16 protein-coding genes and 1 tRNA gene are annotated in these 17,617 nt (G+C 32.9%); 9 read left to right on the top strand and 8 right to left on the bottom strand.

What is annotated here, in order from left to right:
* The first annotated feature begins 211 nt into the window (after positions 1-211).
* Both EV01_RS08420 and EV01_RS08425 read left to right on the top strand, forming a co-directional pair.
* Positions 212-1,852, top strand: a complete 1,641-nt coding sequence (locus tag EV01_RS08420; RefSeq protein ID WP_032516706.1) for a 2-isopropylmalate synthase — start codon at positions 212-214, stop codon at positions 1,850-1,852.
* Between the two features lie 81 nt (positions 1,853-1,933).
* Positions 1,934-2,326 (top strand): hypothetical protein, encoded by a 393-nt coding sequence (locus EV01_RS08425; protein ID WP_032516705.1) that lies wholly within the window; start codon positions 1,934-1,936, stop codon positions 2,324-2,326.
* A gap of 9 nt (positions 2,327-2,335) precedes the next feature.
* On the opposite strand, the gene EV01_RS08430 is transcribed toward EV01_RS08425, so the two are convergent.
* Positions 2,336-3,808: an HDIG domain-containing metalloprotein gene (locus EV01_RS08430; protein ID WP_032516704.1), complete on the bottom strand. Its 1,473-nt coding sequence runs from the start codon at positions 3,806-3,808 to the stop codon at positions 2,336-2,338.
* A 74-nt stretch (positions 3,809-3,882) separates the two neighbouring features.
* On the opposite strand from EV01_RS08430, the gene folD reads away from it, so the two are divergent.
* The 3 genes from folD to EV01_RS08445 are packed head-to-tail and all read left to right on the top strand — an operon-like array spanning position 3,883 to position 6,210.
* Entirely contained in the window at positions 3,883-4,779 is an 897-nt protein-coding gene (gene folD / locus EV01_RS08435) for a bifunctional methylenetetrahydrofolate dehydrogenase/methenyltetrahydrofolate cyclohydrolase FolD (RefSeq protein ID WP_032516703.1), read from the top strand.
* A 36-nt stretch (positions 4,780-4,815) separates the two neighbouring features.
* On the top strand, positions 4,816-5,718 hold the full coding sequence (gene crtE / locus EV01_RS08440) for a geranylgeranyl diphosphate synthase CrtE (RefSeq protein ID WP_032516702.1): 903 nt from the start codon (positions 4,816-4,818) through the stop codon (positions 5,716-5,718).
* Between the two features lie 12 nt (positions 5,719-5,730).
* Complete coding sequence (locus EV01_RS08445; protein ID WP_032516701.1) at positions 5,731-6,210, top strand: divergent PAP2 family protein; 480 nt, start codon at positions 5,731-5,733, stop codon at positions 6,208-6,210.
* 8 nt (positions 6,211-6,218) lie between these two features.
* Here the strand turns inward: EV01_RS08445 and EV01_RS08450 are convergent, their stop codons facing one another.
* From EV01_RS08450 to EV01_RS08465, 4 genes are all read right to left on the bottom strand, one after another.
* Complete coding sequence (locus EV01_RS08450; RefSeq protein ID WP_032516700.1) at positions 6,219-7,598, bottom strand: cobyrinate a,c-diamide synthase; 1,380 nt, start codon at positions 7,596-7,598, stop codon at positions 6,219-6,221.
* A 3-nt stretch (positions 7,599-7,601) separates the two neighbouring features.
* Positions 7,602-8,903: a glucose-6-phosphate dehydrogenase assembly protein OpcA gene (locus tag EV01_RS08455; protein WP_032516699.1), complete on the bottom strand. Its 1,302-nt coding sequence runs from the start codon at positions 8,901-8,903 to the stop codon at positions 7,602-7,604.
* Positions 8,904-8,905: 2 nt separating this feature from the next.
* Positions 8,906-10,429: a glucose-6-phosphate dehydrogenase gene (gene zwf / locus EV01_RS08460; protein ID WP_032516698.1), complete on the bottom strand. Its 1,524-nt coding sequence runs from the start codon at positions 10,427-10,429 to the stop codon at positions 8,906-8,908.
* A 109-nt stretch (positions 10,430-10,538) separates the two neighbouring features.
* Positions 10,539-11,711 carry an FAD-binding oxidoreductase gene (locus EV01_RS08465; protein ID WP_032516697.1) on the bottom strand — a complete coding sequence of 391 codons (1,173 nt, stop codon included), beginning with the start codon at positions 11,709-11,711 and terminating at the stop codon, positions 10,539-10,541.
* A 181-nt stretch (positions 11,712-11,892) separates the two neighbouring features.
* Here EV01_RS08465 and EV01_RS08470 point away from each other — a divergent pair, with 181 nt between their 5' ends.
* Positions 11,893-12,435 (top strand): SRPBCC family protein, encoded by a 543-nt coding sequence (locus EV01_RS08470; protein WP_032516696.1) that lies wholly within the window; start codon positions 11,893-11,895, stop codon positions 12,433-12,435.
* 11 nt (positions 12,436-12,446) lie between these two features.
* Here the strand turns inward: EV01_RS08470 and EV01_RS08475 are convergent.
* Positions 12,447-12,519: transfer RNA gene (locus tag EV01_RS08475), tRNA-Glu, on the bottom strand.
* Between the two features lie 30 nt (positions 12,520-12,549).
* Positions 12,550-13,680 (bottom strand): histidine kinase, encoded by a 1,131-nt coding sequence (locus EV01_RS08480; RefSeq protein ID WP_032516695.1) that lies wholly within the window; start codon positions 13,678-13,680, stop codon positions 12,550-12,552.
* A gap of 105 nt (positions 13,681-13,785) precedes the next feature.
* Here EV01_RS08480 and EV01_RS08485 point away from each other — a divergent pair, with 105 nt between their 5' ends.
* Both EV01_RS08485 and EV01_RS08490 read left to right on the top strand, forming a co-directional pair.
* The gene (locus EV01_RS08485; RefSeq protein WP_032516694.1) at positions 13,786-14,328 is read left to right on the top strand and encodes a hypothetical protein; all 543 of its coding nucleotides are present in this window, start codon (positions 13,786-13,788) and stop codon (positions 14,326-14,328) included.
* 61 nt (positions 14,329-14,389) lie between these two features.
* Positions 14,390-14,830 carry a hypothetical protein gene (locus EV01_RS08490; protein WP_032516693.1) on the top strand — a complete coding sequence of 147 codons (441 nt, stop codon included), beginning with the start codon at positions 14,390-14,392 and terminating at the stop codon, positions 14,828-14,830.
* 9 nt (positions 14,831-14,839) lie between these two features.
* Here EV01_RS08490 and EV01_RS08495 read toward each other — a convergent pair whose 3' ends face one another.
* The gene (locus tag EV01_RS08495; protein ID WP_032523255.1) at positions 14,840-15,835 is read right to left on the bottom strand and encodes a ribose-phosphate pyrophosphokinase; all 996 of its coding nucleotides are present in this window, start codon (positions 15,833-15,835) and stop codon (positions 14,840-14,842) included.
* Positions 15,836-16,088: 253 nt separating this feature from the next.
* On the opposite strand from EV01_RS08495, the gene malQ reads away from it, so the two are divergent.
* Positions 16,089-17,609 (top strand): 4-alpha-glucanotransferase, encoded by a 1,521-nt coding sequence (gene malQ / locus EV01_RS08500; protein WP_032516691.1) that lies wholly within the window; start codon positions 16,089-16,091, stop codon positions 17,607-17,609.
* Positions 17,610-17,617 lie beyond the last annotated feature (8 nt).

The following is a 17,617-nucleotide window of genomic DNA, read 5'->3' as shown; positions in this document are numbered from 1 at the left end:
TGCCTGAAATTCTATAAAAAATCAAAAATTAACCTTTTATAAAAAGGAAGCTTTTATCCTATAAAGAATACTTTAACAATCTAAATATTTCATTTTTTTTTCAGAATTTTAACCAATATTGTTAAGTTACAAACTTCTAGCAGATTTTATTATGCAAAATCTAGTCAAATTTTTTTAATTAGCTTAATATAGGCTTATATTATTCCCTTTAATGACGAAAGATCCTGGGAGAATTTTGATATTTGATACAACTCTTCGAGATGGAGAGCAATCTCCTGGTGCCAGTTTAAACCTTGAAGAAAAACTTGCTATTGCCCATCAATTAGCGAGATTAGGGGTAGATGTTATTGAAGCTGGATTCCCTTTTGCAAGTCAAGGAGATTTTAAAGCTGTTAATAAAATTGCTCATGCTGTAGGAAAAGAAAATGGCCCTATAATATGTGGTTTAGCTCGTGCGTCTGAAGGAGATATAAAAGCATGTTACGAAGCAGTAAGTCCAGCTCCTAAGAAAAGAATTCATACTTTTATTGCCACAAGTGATATCCATCTTAAACATAAACTTAAAAAATCCAGAAAAGATGTTCTTCAAATAGTTCCAGAAATGGTTAATTATGCAAAATCATTGGTAGATGATGTTGAGTTTTCTTGTGAAGACGCCTCAAGGAGTGATCCTGATTTTTTATACGAAGTGATTCAAATAGCAATTTCTGCAGGAGCTACAACAATAAATATCCCTGATACTGTTGGATTTACAACTCCTAGTGAATTTGGCAAATTAATTGCCGATATAAATAAAAATGTTCCAAATATTGATGAGGCAGTAATCTCGGTGCATGGTCATAATGATTTGGGTTTAGCAGTAGCTAATTTTCTAGAGGCAGTAAAAAATGGAGCAAGACAACTAGAATGTACTATTAATGGAATTGGAGAAAGAGCCGGGAATGCCTCTCTAGAAGAATTGGTAATGGCACTGCATGTTAGGAAAAGTTTTTTTAATAGTTTCTTCAAAAGAAATCCAGATTCACCAACCCCTCTTACGGCTATAAGGACAGAAGAAATAACAAAAACCTCTAGACTTGTTTCCAACCTAACTGGAATGACTGTACAACCTAATAAAGCAATTGTTGGAGCCAACGCTTTTGCACATGAGTCAGGCATTCATCAGGATGGGGTTTTAAAAAACAGACTAACTTATGAAATTATCGATGCAAAAACTGTCGGTTTGAGTGATAACAAAATATCTTTGGGGAAACTTAGTGGAAGAAGTGCAGTAAGAGCAAGATTAGAAGAGATGGGATATGACTTGAGTCGAGAAGATTTAAATGATGCATTTGCTCGATTTAAGGATTTAGCTGACAGGAAAAGAGAAATTACTGATCGAGACTTAGAAGCAATTGTTAGTGAACAAGTACAGCTCCCAGAAGCTAAATTTCAATTAAGTCTTGTACAAGTAAGTTGCGGTAACGCATCTAAACCAACCGCTACTATTTCGCTTCTAAACACGGAAGATAATACCGAGGATACTGCTGTTTCAATAGGTACTGGTCCAGTTGATGCTGTATGCGAGGCTTTAAATAAATTAGCTAAAGTGCCTAATGAATTAATTGAATTCTCTGTTAAGTCGGTAACAGAAGGAATTGATGCATTGGGCGAAGTAACAATAAGAATAAGAAGAGGTAGTAAAATTTATTCCGGTCATTCTGCTGATACTGATGTTGTAGTTGCTGCAGCGAATGCTTACGTTAACGCTTTGAATAGGCTTGTCTTTTCTGAGAAAAAAAATTCAATCCACCCACAACTTGATAATTTAGAAAATCCCAATAAAATTTTTCTATCTAATCACGAAAATTAAATCATTTCTTAGGTATATTAAGTAGCTTTTAAAATAGTCTCTTAGTATTGTAGATTAATTTAATAGTTATAGCAGTAAATAATGAGAGAGAGGTTATTAGGATATTGGTCACTATCATGGGTTGGATTAATCAGCAATATAGTTGCACTGCCAATAATCGCATTAATAATAAGTTATGGGCCTCCACTAAAAGTTGCAAATATAACTCTTGCCATAAGTCTTGGTTGGCCTGCTGCCATTGTTGGAATAGTTTCTTCCGCAGCTCTTTTAGCAGAGAGAAAATGGGGGGTAACTTTAACTTTAGTATCTCTGTCAATGGTAATTTCTGGGATGGGTCCTTATTCAGTGGTAAGACTCATAACTCTTAAAGACATTTTTGGAATTGGTGGGTTTACTCTTTTAACAACATTATTAAGTACGTTGGCTCTTTTGTATTGGTGTAATCCAAAACATCGAAGAAATATTAGGCTATAAAATTGAAAATTAAGAAAAAGTATTATTCTTGCTAGTTGGATACTGAATTCTTCTATGTCTAATTCTTTTCCACACATTCAAGAATGCTCTTTTTATTAGAAAAATTTCTCCTTTTGATAAGTTACAGTCATCTAATTGCCCATCTTTTTCACGCGAGTAGATAATATTAGATATCGTTTCCAAAGCTTCTTTATCAGACGCATCAATATTCATAGCTCTTAGTGCTGCTTCACATCCATCTGCGAGCATTAAGATAGCTGTTTCTTTGGACTGAGGGATAGGGCCTTTGTATCTAAAATAATTTTCATTAATGTCCAGATGTTTTTCTTTAGCTTTTTGAAAAAAATATCCCATTTTTAAGGTCCCTTGATGTTCAGGTATGAAATTGGCTATCAGTTTAGGTAGTCTATTTTTTCTTGCAAATTTCAATCCTTCATCAACGTGTGCCTGCAATACTGCTGCACTTTTAATCGGATCATCTAATTCGTCGTGCGGATTTTTTGAACCATTCTGATTTTCGATAAACCAATTTGGTGCATGTAATTTACCAACATCATGATATAACGCTCCAGTTTTAATTAAATCAATATCACCACCAATCATTCTTGAAGCCTCCTCTGCTAAACCACATATAAGTAATGTATGTTCAAAAGTTCCAGGAGCTTCAAGAGACAATCTTCTAATTAGAGGTTTCTCTTTATCAGCCAATTCGAGTAATCTTGCCTTAGTTAATAATCCAAATATCGATTCAAAAATTGGAATAAATAAAATAGTAAAAAGCATTACTATTGCCAAAAGCAAGGAATCTGAAAATATATCCTCTTTAGATAAAACAAAACTTTGCTCATTAATAACAGATATTTTATCTTTACCTATAAGTATCCATTGACACAAGAACGATCCTATTGGGACAAAAATTGATAGTTGTAGTAACTGAGCTCTACTTCTTATTCTTCCTCCAAGTAGAGATACTACTGAAGCACAAACTAATAAATTAAAAATTAAATTATTATTTATAGCAACTGCTGGGTCTGGCCAACTGAGAGTTGCTATCGATACCCAGGTTAAAGCTGTTATGCTTCCCATTCCCTGAGATATTATTAACGCCGGCGGAATTATTATAGATAATGGACTAATGGTTGAAGCTAAGGCTAATTTCGCAGATTGTACGGTTAAAAGAAGAGAAATGATCAAGATAATCTGTCTTGAAGAAATTGTGGGATTCTCTTTTTTTGAAATTAATATCAAAATACCGGAACTAATCAATATTTCAGTAAAGGTTAAAAGCCAAGAAAAAATAACTGTGAAACTTAATGGAGAGATAAGAAGTAGTTTATAAGAAGAAATTATTGAAATTAAAATGCATACTAAAAAAATTATGAGATTATCTATTCTTGAAATTTTTGTTGGTTGTTTTACTGGAACTTGACTTCTCCTCCACAGATAAAAAAATTTTTTGAAGGTTGTTGTGATGTTTTGCACAGAATATAAATAAATCTATTTGAATAATTTAAAATTATAGGCATGCTAGGTGTAAAAAGGAGATGTTTTTCTAAATGTCATTAAAATTAGATGGTAAAAAATTATCTCTTGAGATTGAAGAAAGACTTAACAACTATATCTCTAGCAATAAAAAAATTGCAAAAAGACCCCCCGGCTTAGCTGTAATAAGAATAGGTGAAGACCCTGCGAGTGGTGTTTACGTTAATAACAAGGAAAAAGCATGTGCAAGGATTGGGATAAAAAGCTTCATCTTTCATCTGAAAGATAATGTAGAGCAAAAAGAAGTTGAACAATTAATAATCAAGCTTAATTCTGATAAGAATATTGATGGGATGTTGTTACAACTTCCCATCCCAAAGAAGTTTGATGAGCAAAAACTGATCAGTCATATTAATCCAAGCAAAGATGTAGATGGATTAAATGAGATAAACATTGGCAAATTAGTGAAAAATGAGCCTGCGATGAGATCATGCACACCAGCGGGAATTATAAATTTATTAAGATCCCAAAATATTACAATTGAAGGTAAGAACATTGTTGTTATTGGAAGAAGTTTACTCGTTGGGAAACCCTTATCGCTTATGCTATTGAATCTAAATGGCACTGTTACAATGACTCATTCAAAAACATTAAATTTGAATAAAGTCTGTAGAAAAGCCGACATACTAATTGCGGCCGCGGGTAAACCTAATCTTGTAGATTCGAGTTTCGTGAAAGAAGGAGCAGTAATTATTGATGTTGGAATACATAGATTAAAAAGTCCCGACAAAAACCAAACCAGATTATGTGGCGATGTATTATTAGAGGATGTCATTTCTAAAGTATTTGCATACACACCCGTACCAGGAGGTGTGGGACCAATGACAGTAACAATGTTACTTGTAAATACTATTTTTAGCTGGCAAAAACAATTTGGTTTATCATCAACTCTTAATGACCTTTTGCCATAAACTCCAAGATGAAAAAAATTTTACTAAGGGTATGAAATGACTAAAGTTATAAATAGTATTTCTGATTTTGAAAAATATCTTAAAAACACAAAAAAGGTTGTAGAAGAAGCACTTGATTTTTCCTTAGGCCCTGAGAATCCAGAAATATTAAGAGAATCCATGAGATATTCTCTTCTAGCTGGAGGGAAAAGAATACGTCCAATTTTATGTTTAGCATCTTGCTCTCTAGCTGGAGGAGAGGCGTCTCTTGCTGTTCCTACCGCAGTAGCGATAGAAATGATACATACTATGTCCTTGATTCATGATGATCTGCCCGCTATGGATAATGATGACTTGAGGAGAGGAAGACCAACAAATCATAAAGTATACGGAGATGCAATAGCTATTCTTGCTGGCGATGCTTTATTAACTAGGGCCTTTGAGATGGTATCTTTAAGAAGTCCTGGAGTAGATCCAAAAAGATTATTAAATGTAATTGGTGAATTATCCTTAGTTGCAGGCGCACCAGGCCTAGTTGGGGGACAAGTTGTTGATTTAGAATGCGAAGGGAAAAAAGTCGACCTTGAAACTCTCGAATATATTCATCTCCATAAGACTGGAGCTTTATTAAAAGCTTGTGTAAGAACAGGTGCGATGATTGCTGGCGCTAACGAAAAACTATTACAAGCACTAACAACATATGCAGAGGGAATTGGTTTAGCCTTCCAAATTATAGATGATATTCTTGACTTAACTTCTAGTAGTGAAAAGCTTGGTAAAACTGCCGGTAAAGATCTTTTAGCTGACAAAACCACTTACCCTAAATTGCTTGGAATGGAGGAGTCAAAGAAAAGAGCATTTGATTTAGTTGAAAAAGCAAAAAAAGCAATTGAACCTTGGGGTCCAGATGCAAAGTATTTAATATCATTAGCCGACTTTATTACAAATAGAGACAGATAAATAGTTTAATTTATGTCTGAGTTTTTTCCCTTTTTTAACAATTCAGTTCTTTTCTGGAGTTTATTATCCTGTTTACTTGCTCAATTTTTTAAAATCATATTCAATTTTTTATCAAATGGAGAGATAAGATTTGGGATTATGTTTGAGACTGGTGGTATGCCTTCAAGTCATTCCGCATTAATAACTGGTGCTACATCTGGTATAGGTTATGAGCTGGGATTTGATAGTTCAATATTTGCATTATCAGTTGCTGTAGCACTAATAGTTATGTATGACGCTAGTGGTGTTCGAAAATCAGCTGGGATTCAAGCTGCAGAAATCAATAAACTCTCAAAAAAACTAGACCCTAAATCTGAATTACTTTTAAAAGAAACCTTGGGCCACACAAAAATTGAAGTCATAGTGGGAAGTTTTTTAGGACCATTAATTACTTTGCCTGGCATGTTTTTTTTAGGTTCACCTCTAAAAATATTTGATTTGATAATAAATTAAGAACCCTTTTAAAAACTAATTTGGGTTGCATCTATAAAGTTTTTTGCGACTTTTGGAGAACTTGGCAAATGTAAGTGAATCCAGCTTGCATGCAATTTTTGATCAAAAAAACCTTCATTTTTATATTCAGTTTCCCAAGATTTAATTTTCCATGGGGAAGAAAGTTTCTTCTGATGATCAGCTTTTCTTAAATCAAGTTCAGATAAATTATTTTCAATTTCCCAATAATGAAATTCATGTCCTCTAATTAATTGATTTTGTCTAATGATTGGAGTGTCTTTTAGACCTTTAATATATCTATAACCTACTGTAAGCTTACTTTTTTTTGATCTAAAAGGGAGGATGCCACTCATTTTATGATTATTACCACTTTCATCTTTTATAAAGTCTCCTAGAATCATCATCCCTCCGCACTCAGCATATATAAATCCATTTTCGCGGAATTTCCTTAACGAATTTAAGCTTTTTTTAGAGTTACTTATATGCTCAGCATATTTTTCAGGAAACCCCCCAGGAATAATTAAAGAAGAAGCCTCGTTAGGTATTTCTTCATCATCATAAATACTCCATGAAATTAATGGAATACCTAGGTCACTCAAAAACTCCTTAGTTTCAGGGTATTGAAAATGAAAGATTTTATCTTCTGCAATTGCAATAGGTTTACTTTTTTCAATTTTAAAATCTTCAAAACTGGCAGAATTAAACATTTTCTTTTGAGGAGATTTCAGGAATTTAATAAGAGAAAATAAATCTAGATTTCTGTTGGCATAATTTGCAAAATATTCAACATCAATATGTTTCCCATTATCCAATGGAGAAATCAAACCTAAATTAGATTTGTTTAAAGTTATTTTTGAATCTGAAGGTAAAAAACCAAGAATTTCGATATCTTCATTTTTAAAAACTTCTTCAATTAATTTTTTATGTCTATCTGAATTAACGTTATTAAATATAATCCCTGCTATTGACAATTCACTATCAAAATCTTTAAAACCTCGAACAGTCGCTAAAAGAGAAGCTACTTGACCTCTAGCATTAACAATAAAAATTACTGGAGCATTGAGAAGTTTAGATATATTTGCTGTGCTTGAATAGGTTGTTGCTCCTAACCCATCAAATAGACCCATTGCTCCTTCAATTAATGAGAATTCATATTTCAAAGAATGTTTAAAAAAACTTTCTTGAACCCATTCCTCACCATTTAAGAAAATATCTAAATTCCTACATATAGGTTGGCCAATAGAGCTAAGTTGTTGTTGATCAAGATAATCTGGGCCAACCTTGAAGGTTTGTATCTTTATACCTTTTGATAACGCCCAACAAGATATCAAAAGGGATAATGTAGTTTTCCCACTATCAGTTGAAGGAGAAGATATTATACAAGGCATTTATTAGTTTTTAAAACCATTAAATATTTGAAGTGCTATTTTAATAGAATTTTCAAAAAGAGGGCTTGTATTACCTCTACTACTACCCAATAATTTACTAACGTCATACTCTGATGAAGAAAAAGAATTTGGAACAACTTGCTCTATTAATTCCATATTAGCCATTCCCCCTGCTTCAAGTCTCATACATTCCACTGATTCACAGCCAAGTATTACACAAGTGTTATTTTTCTGAACCTCACTAATTCTTGAAATCAACCTCAATCCAATAACTTGTCCTGAATGAATACTTGGATTCCCCAAAGATAAGGGATTAATTGACGCAGAAATTATTTCGCCATTAATTCTTTCAAACTCTATTTTTGTTGATTCTGTATCCCTTTCAACTCTTAGAAAAGACCAACCAAGTTTATCGCTAATCCATGAGATCAAAAACAAAGCCTGAATCATATGATCCCCTGCTATATCAATATCAACATCAGTAATATGATCTAAGATTGGTCTTCTCGAAGGCGGATCAAAAATCATTGCCAATGATTCCCTCCAATTTTTCAACCTAACCCAATTCAAATCATTAATAGCTTTGTCTGAATTATTTAATTGATCTAAAACTTTTAAACATCTGTATGGCGATCCAAGAGCAGTATCAATTATTAACCTTAGACCATAATTAGTAAAATATTCGAAGATTTCAGGTGATTCATCCAAGCTTCCGTTCCACCACAACCATGAAGGTAATTCATCAATAGATAATTCATCAATTATTTTTAATCCTTTATTGGATATTGAGGCTGAGTCTCCCCTAATAACTACTAAATCCCCACAGATAGGTTGCATAGTTGGAGTATCACTTAATGGACAGTAAGCGGATACAAAAGTTTTGATATCTGAATTTTTATTTAACGTTGGCGCTAGAGTTATTAATCTTCTTGGATTTAATGTACTTATTGATGATTCAAAAAATTGTCCTCTAAAGTCTTCAAAGTCTTTATTAGATAAGTTTTCCTTCAATAAATTAAATAATTCTTCACTATTAAGGGATGTAGTGATGGGGAGTCCCTGATCTAATATGAACTTTTTAGCAACTTCAATTATCTCAGGACTTAAATTTCCAGTAATTGGTCCATTTACTAATCCTTTTTGAACCAAACATTGTTCTAGCCAAGCAGGCTGCCAGACAATTAGTGTAAAAGTATTAGCTCCAGTATTATCTTTATCTTCTGAAACCCATAATTTATTAAGATAATTAGAAATCTCCTGACAAGGGAGCTCTAACGGGGTTTGGAGTGTAAGTTGAGGTTTCATTTTTAAGGTCTACGCCAGAAAATATTATCTTTTGAAAGTAATTGATCAGATTCAGGAGGTCCCCATGTCATAGATTCATAATTATAAATAGGCAACTTCCAAGGAGAATTATCCATCAATTCTATTAATGGCGTATAAAGTTTCCAGGCTGCCTCTACTTCATCGCTTCGAGTAAATAAGGTTGGGTCAGAAAGCATTGCATCCGCTAATAATCTTACATAGCCTTCATCTGATGGTTCTCCAAATGATTCATCATAAGAAAATTCCATTTCAACAGGTCTTGATTTCATTCCAGAACCAGGAGATTTTACCTCAAATTTGAAAGTCGCCCCTTCATCTGGCTGAATTCTAAGGATAAGTTGATTTGGGGCAGGATTTATTATTGTTGATTCAAATAAATGAACAGGAACGTCTTTAAAAGTCAAGACTATTTCTCCAAGTCTTTTAGGTAGTCTTTTCCCTGTTCTTAAATAAAATGGAACACCTTGCCAACGCCAGTTATCAACGAAAACTTTTGTCGCGATATAAGTTTCTGTTGTGCTATTGGAATTAACACCATCTTCATGCCTATATCCTTTAAGTTGATTTGAAATATTCCCTCCCTCTCCATATTGACCTCTTATGCAACAATTCCACGGTTCATTTTCGTCAGCAAGTTTTGAAGCTTGAAGAACCTTAGCTTTTTCATTTCTTATTGCTTCTGGCTCAAACTTCCCAGGAGGTTCCATAGCAGTAACAGCAAGCATTTGGGTCATATGGTTTTGAAGCATATCTCTTAAAGCACCTGAGCTTTCGTAATAACCTGCTCTATCTTCAACACCCACTGTTTCAGATGAAGTAATTTGAACACTTGATATGTAATTTCTGTTCCAGATTGGTTCAAAAATAGTGTTAGCAAACCTCAAAACAAGAATATTTTGAACTGTCTCTTTACCTAAATAATGATCAATCCTATAAATCTGACTTTCTTCAGCACAACTTTGAACGATCTTATTCAATTTTTTTGCACTTGAATAATCTCTTCCAAAAGGTTTTTCAATAACTAAACGACTTTTCTTAGGGTCATCTAAAAGGCCAGCTTCTTTAAGAGCTTTACATCCACTTGCATAGAAATTCGGAGATACTGATAAATAAAATGTTCTATTACCATGAGTAGCTTGTTTTTTATCAATTTCATTTAATCTTTTAGAAAGCCTTACGACATGATCACTTTGTTGTAAGTCAACAGGTTCGTAGAAAAGATAATTAGAAAATTGTTCCCACTCCCTTTTTTTACCAGATATTTGATTGGATAGCTTTATTTTCATCTTTTCCCTAAACTCATAATCAGTCCAAGGTCTTCTCGCACAACCAACTATTGCAAATTCACTAGGAATTCTTCTTTGCAAATAGAGTTCAAATAAGGCTGGTATTAATTTTCTATGAGTAAGATCTCCACTAGCACCAAATATTACTAAGCATTGTGGAGATATGACTCTTTCCTGCCGTAAACCCAATCTTAGAGGATTACTTAAAGTTGAAGGCATATTTTTCGTATTCTTTTTTTAAAATCCTCTTTTTTTCTAAAATTAGCTACATATTGTGTCTAAACCAAAAAGTATTTAATACATGCAACTTAATCTATATATTAAATATTTAGTATGTTTCTACGTGCCATCTGCCTGCTTTTTTTAGTTGAGGTCTTAACTCTGACCAATTCAAACCTTTTTCTTCTGCGGCCTTAGTCATTGCTTCATCTATTCCAGGCTCCATACCTTTTAATCCACAAAGATATATATGTGTCTTTTCATCTTCAATCATATTGAAAAGTTCGTTGGCTGACTCTAGAACTCTGTCTTGAATGTACATTCTTCCACCTTTTGTATTTTGCTGCTCACGACTAATTGCTTTTGTATATTTAAAGTTATCTGGATTATCAGTAAGGTATCTTTGAAGATCTTCTTCGTATAACAAATTAGCTGATTTTGGAGCACCCATAAATAACCAAGCTTTGCCCTTGAAATTCCATTTATTTTTTTCCTTTTCAGTTGGTTCAAACATTCTTCTTAAATAAGCCCTCATTGGTGCTATTCCAGTTCCTGTGGCCAACATAACAATGTTTGCATCCTCTTCGTCAGGAAGAAGCATTTCTTTACCTACAGGTCCGGTTATTTTTACTTTATCTCCAGGCTTAATATCGCATAAGTATGTAGAACAGACACCATTAATGGTTTCACCATCTTTTTCATACTGAAGCTGTCTCACGCAAAGAGAAACTGTATTTCCATTAAAGTCATCGCCATGTCTGGTACTAGCAATTGAGTAAAGTCTTAACTTATGAGGTTTTCCATTAGCATCTTCACCTGCAGGCATAATACCAATACTTTGACCTTCAACGTAATTTAAAAATGGATCACTATCTTTAAGATCGAAAGTTATATGATTAACTCTACCAATTGCTCCTTCTTTAAGAAGACTGTAGTTTTCAATCACTGTTCCTTCATATGGTGTTTTAGGCCTATAAATATTTACTGGTACATCTGCATGTTTTTTCTTAACTACTTTTGGAGCTTCTGTTTTTGGAGCTTCTGTTTTTGGAGCTTCTGTTTTTGGAGCTTCTGTTTTTGGAGCTTCTTTTTTAGGAGCTTCTGTTTTTGAAACAGTCACTTTTTTAGGTTCCACAGCTTTTGCCTCAGGTTTTTTTGTTTTAGCTTCTTCAACAAATTTTAAAGCTCTTTTATTAAAAGTTGTGAGTATAAAATAAAAAACAGCTATTACTACTGGTATATGAGCTAATCCGCCTGCGATTACTTTTGCTTGTGAATACATTTTTAAGATTTCTTTTATAAAAGATTATCAATTTGTAGTTTAATTTGTAGTGATTTCACAAAAATGGTTACGTTTTGAGATCGGAATAATTTAATGAAATTATTTTTATTTTTCAGTATTTATTGTTTTTATCGGTATAGTTACACAGAAATAATTTTTTATCTTATTAAAAAATTCATTTATGAATAATCCTCAAGAATCAGTAGACCATTCTAAAAGCGATGACTACAGGACAATTGAGCAAACAATGGAAAAGCTTTCTGGCGGAACAAGAAGACTTGCAGCTCAACTTACAACTTCTGCTAGCTTTGATTCTTTGTGGAATGTTTTAACAGATTATGATCGACTAAATCTTTACATACCAAATTTACTTTCAAGCAAAAAAATATATCAAAAAGACAATAATGTTCACCTTAAGCAAGTTGGAGCCCAGGATTTTCTTGGTATGAAATTTTCAGCTGAAGTAACTATTGATTTATTTGAGGATAAGGAGCTTGGCCTTTTAAAATTCAATTTGATTAAAGGCGATTTCAGAAAATTTGAAGGTAGTTGGAAAATTCAAAATATTAAGAATACTTCCAAAAATTCATTAATTTACGATCTCACTGTTCAAGGATGTCAGTGGATGCCTATTGGAATGATAGAGAAAAGATTAAAAAAAGATCTTTCAGAAAATTTGCTTGCTGTAGATAAGCAAGCAAAATCATCGATAAAATTAGTTTAGAATTTAAATAATAGCCCCAAGGGGATTCGAACCCCTGTCGCCTCCGTGAAAGGGAGGTGTCCTAGGCCTCTAGACGATGGGGCCAGGATAATAAGCATAGCAGCTTATTAAAAATTAAGAGTAAGGCGAGCCTTTCGTCAAGTATTGTTGCTCTTTGTTTTGTCCTTGCCACACAGGAACAGTAAAATGGAAGCAAGAACCGACACCAACTTCAGATACAACCCATATTCTTCCCCCATGGACTTCTACGATTCTTCTGCACACAGATAATCCAATTCCAAATCCTGAAGTTCCTTCAGAAGTCTGTGGGAGTCTAACTCTATCCAAAAAAATTCTTTTTTGTTCGCTCAAAGGAATCCCAGCACCTTTGTCACAAATTGTTATTTCTACCCATTGATTTGTCTTGTGAATCATTGTAATTTTTATAGATCCAGCGTCTTTAGAAAATTTAATAGCATTTTCAATTAAATTTAAAAATACTTGTCTCATTCTTCTTTGATCTGCAAAAACACTGGGCAAATCGGACGGAATATCAGTATCAATTTCGATATTCCTTAATCTCCAGAATTTTTCTAATTCAAGTATTACTTCAGCACTAATATTACCTAAATCAATTTTCTGAGGATTAAATAATGCCTCCCATTTTGTAGTGCCAACCTCTAGAAGATCCTGGGATAAGAGTTCGATCTCTTCCAGCCGTCTTTTAATCACGTCTTGCAATTTTGAAATATCTATTTGACCAAGCTTCTGACTTTGAACAGCTAAAGTTGCTGCAGTTAAGGGGGTTCTTAGTTCATGTGCAACCATTCTTAATAATCTTTCCTGAGATTCTATTCTTTTTGTTAATGTTTCATTTTCTTGCCTCAAGACAAGGAGTTCGTCTTCTAGAAGGAATTCTTTTTGAGTTCTTGTTGAATCAATTTTGGATGGTTGCAAATTAATCCCTAGATTCTTTGTTAATCCTTCCTGATTCCACCTTGGCAACCATGTTTGTAACTGAGAGAAAATATTACTTCCAGCAAATATCTGCTTTGGAGATGGTGATACCTTTATAAGAGCTGGAATAGCAACTAATCTATGTAATTCTAATAATTCGGGCTGTTCAGTTGGATCGGAGATTTGAAGAGATATTTCAAATTCACATTCGTCTGATTCCAAATATGATATCAAAGACTTTATATCGTTACTAGAAAGTTGATTTCTAGCCGCTATAAGTAATAGTTTTAATTCTTTTTTATCATTCAAATGATTACCCCTGAAGTGTTGAAAAGCTGTTAATCCTTATAAACACATTAAGAAATTTATCTTTATTGTACAGATAAGCTATGAATAAATAGAACTTATTTATAAATGATTGTTATTAATCACAAGAAAAATCTAAATTTTGGAAAAAATAATTCACCAGAAATAAGTGTGAATAGTAATCTAAAAAGATGGTTCTCTAGAAACATTGGGTTGTGGAAATCTAATAGAACATATTTTCTTGATGACGTTCAGAAAACTTATAATTTATGTATGAATTTAAATATACAAACTCTCAAGACAAAATCTGAATGGGAGTCACACTACAAATTCACTTGGTATCCAGAAAAAAAATATAAATTTTTTGATGATAATCCTCAATATCAAGAAAAAGGAGAAATGCGCGCATTTATAAAGGGCCACCAACTTATGAGGGAAAATTTTTATTTAAGTAATGAAGAAGGAATTTCAAATATTAAGCAAGTTGATGAACACGAAATGATTTTTGAATCTTCATATAAAGATTGGTATATTATTGAACATACAAGACTTGTAGATGCAGATAATTACAGATTCAGGGTTATATATTCATGGAACCAAAATAAGCTAAAAATAGTAGAGAATCATCACGAAATAAAAATTATTAAGTAACTTATTCCAATCAATTTATGTAAAAGTAAAAGTGTTATCTTGTATTAAATATTATTAGTTAATGGGTATTAATTTTTATACAAAAAGAAATCTGAAATTGTTTTGTATTAGCCTTATTGCGCCAATTGCACTTTTTGAGTTTTCTACAATTAACAAACCAATAAAAGCAGAAAAAAATTTAATTGCCGCTTCTGATAAAGATATTTTTTTATATCGGCAAATGGGGGCATCTTATCTTTGTATAGCTTCAAAAGCCGAGGTTGACTTTAAAAAAGGTCTGGGCATCGCTAGTGCTACTTTTGCAAATGTAATAATTGGTAAACATGGTGGTGTAATCAAAGAACTTGGTAATGAAAAACTTGACGAAAAAAGACTTTATAATGCCGGCACATTTCAGATCGTAGGAAGTGCACTTAATATTTGCCCTGAAAGCATTCCAAAGAACATAAAAAATGATTACGAAAAAAGGTTTAAGGAGCTTGTAAATAAAAACAAAAAATAAATTCGTTATTTATCTGAACATTAAGCTAACTGAACTTTCTTCATGGATTCTCCAAATAGCTTCGCCTAGCATATTGGCAACAGAAAGTACCTTTAGCTGTGGAAAATCATCCTTGACTAATACTGGTATGCTGTTTGTCACAATAACTTGTTCGAATAAATTCTTAGCACTTAGTCTTTCGTAAGAAGGGGGAGAAAATACAGCATGTGAGGCGCAAGCAAATATTCTATTAGCTCCTTCTTTTTTTAATAAATTGGCTCCAGAACATATTGTGCCGCCAGTGTCTATCATATCGTCTATAAGAATAGCAGTTTTACCTTTCACTTCTCCAATAACTGTTAAACTTTCAGCAATATTATGAGCAGATCTTCTTTTGTCAATTATAGCTAACGGAGCATCTTTCATTAATTTTGCAAATGCTCTTGCTCTCGCCACTCCACCCACATCTGGGGAAACAACCACCACTTCCTGTAAATTTAAAGAATCTAAATAATCAATTAGTACAGGTGAACCGTAAATATGATCGCATGGGATATCAAAATAACCTTGTATTTGAGCCGAATGTAAATCCATAGCAAGGACTCTATCTACTCCTGACTTCTCTAGTAGATTGGCAGTTAGTTTTGCAGTTATAGATTCTCTTCCTGAAGTTTTTCTATCTGCCCTTGCATATCCAAAATAAGGGATTACTGCGGTTATTTGTCTGGCAGATGCTCTCTTGCAAGCATCAACCATTATCATAAGTTCCATTAAACTATCGTTTACAGGAGCACATGTAGGTTGTATTAAAAATACATCACAACCTCTAATAGATTGTTGAATCTGAACATAAAGTTCTCCATCAGCGAATCTTTTAGATACTAAGGGTACATTTTCAATCCCTAAATAAGATGCAATTTCTTCGGCTAATTTAGGATTTGTTGTTCCACTAACTAGCCTTAATCTACTATTAGTTAGATTGAAATTTGATTCTTTATTCTGCACTGCCGTGATAAAACTCGTCACGAAATTAGCACTATAAACTATATCTTTATCGTAGTCGTTTATGTGGATTTCGCAAAAGATAATGTATAAATTCTTTTAAAAGCCATATCACTCTGGGAAAAAATTAACCAAGTTCACTAAAAATCAAAATTTATTATTAATTCATTTGAAAAACTTAGAGAAATATTTGTCAATTAAAAAATATTTGTATATCTTGGAATTTAGAGAATTAACAACAATTTAATTGTAAAGAATCAAAATATAATAAAAGAACATGCCAATACAAAAAGTACTTCCAAAAAAATCATTAGGAGTACTTATGCATCCCTCTTGCATACCTGGAGGAGGTGTCTGTGGGACTTTTGGAAAAGGGGCTAAAGAGTGGATAAAAAAGCTTTATAATAATGGAATTGAATACTGGCAATTTTTACCTCTTACACCTACTGACTCTAAAGGTTCTCCATATAGTTCTCCATCCAGTTTTGCACTGAACCCATGGTTTCTTGATATTGAGGATTTAATCGAGAAAGGTTTCATCTTCATATCAAATAAAGATGAATTAGTACTCACAATTGATAATAAAGATTATTTTGATTTTGCTGTTGCAGATGATCTAACAAAAAAATTGGGTCACCTCCTTTTGCAAGGTTGGAGTTCACAATCTGAAAAAAGAAAACTTAATTTTTATCAATGGATTAGTAATAATTATTGGATTGAAGATTATGCAACATTTATGGTTATCAAGGAAGAATTTAATAAATCTCCTTGGTGGCAATGGCCTCAAGAATTTAAAACCAAAAATAACAAGTTTTTGAAATCATGGATTAAGAAGAAAAGTGAAGAAATACTTATCGAAAAATTAATACAATGGCATTTAGATCAGCAATGGAGATCTATTAGAAAGTTTGCAAATTCATTAAATATAAAATTAATAGGAGATTTACCCTTTTATGTTTCTAGGGATAGCGCTGACGTCTGGAGTAATAAATCAATATTTTCAATTTTTAAAAATGGAGATTTGATTTTTCAAAGTGGAGTCCCACCTGATTATTTTTCAGCAACAGGCCAATTATGGGGAACTCCAACTTACTTTTGGTCAAAACATAAGCGTTCAAATTTTGCTTGGTGGAGAAAGAGATTTAAAAGGCAATTTGAACTTATGGACTTGTTGAGATTAGATCATTTCAGAGGTTTAGCCGGTTACTGGAGGATTAATGGTAATGCTAAATCGGCAATTTGTGGAAAATGGATAAATTCTCCAGGTAGAATGCTATTAAATAAGATAAAAAAAGATTTAGGAACAGACTATCTTCCTATTATCGCTGAGGATTTAGGGGTCATAACGCCGGATGTAGAAAAATTAAGGAAAAATTTTAAACTACCTGGCATGAAAATATTACAATTCGCTTTTGATGGCAATGAAGATAACCCATATTTACCTAAGAATATTGAGGGGGAAAATTGGGTCGTTTATTCAGGGACTCATGATAATTCTACTTCCATCTCATGGTGGGAATATTTAGACGATCAGACTAAAACAAGAATAAAAGAAGAGTATAAATTTTCAGAAAATCCCTCGCTGAGTTTAATTGAAATTGGCATGAGCACAAACGCTAATCTTTTTATCGCTCCCATACAAGATTTATTGTTTCTAGATGACTCAAGCAGATTAAATATACCTGGTACCACAAATAATAACTGGAAATGGAAGTTAAATCGTTCTTTAGATGAAATAGAAGAAAATATTAGAATTTTTAGTGAATTAGGAAATAACTTTGGGAGAATTAGAAAATAGATATATAT

It is taken from the genome of Prochlorococcus marinus str. MIT 9401, assembly GCF_000760095.1.
In the GTDB taxonomy this organism is placed as follows: domain Bacteria; phylum Cyanobacteriota; class Cyanobacteriia; order PCC-6307; family Cyanobiaceae; genus Prochlorococcus_A; species Prochlorococcus_A marinus_I.
The sequence above is the reverse complement of the archived record's forward strand: the minus strand, read 5'-3'. Positions and strand labels throughout refer to the sequence as shown.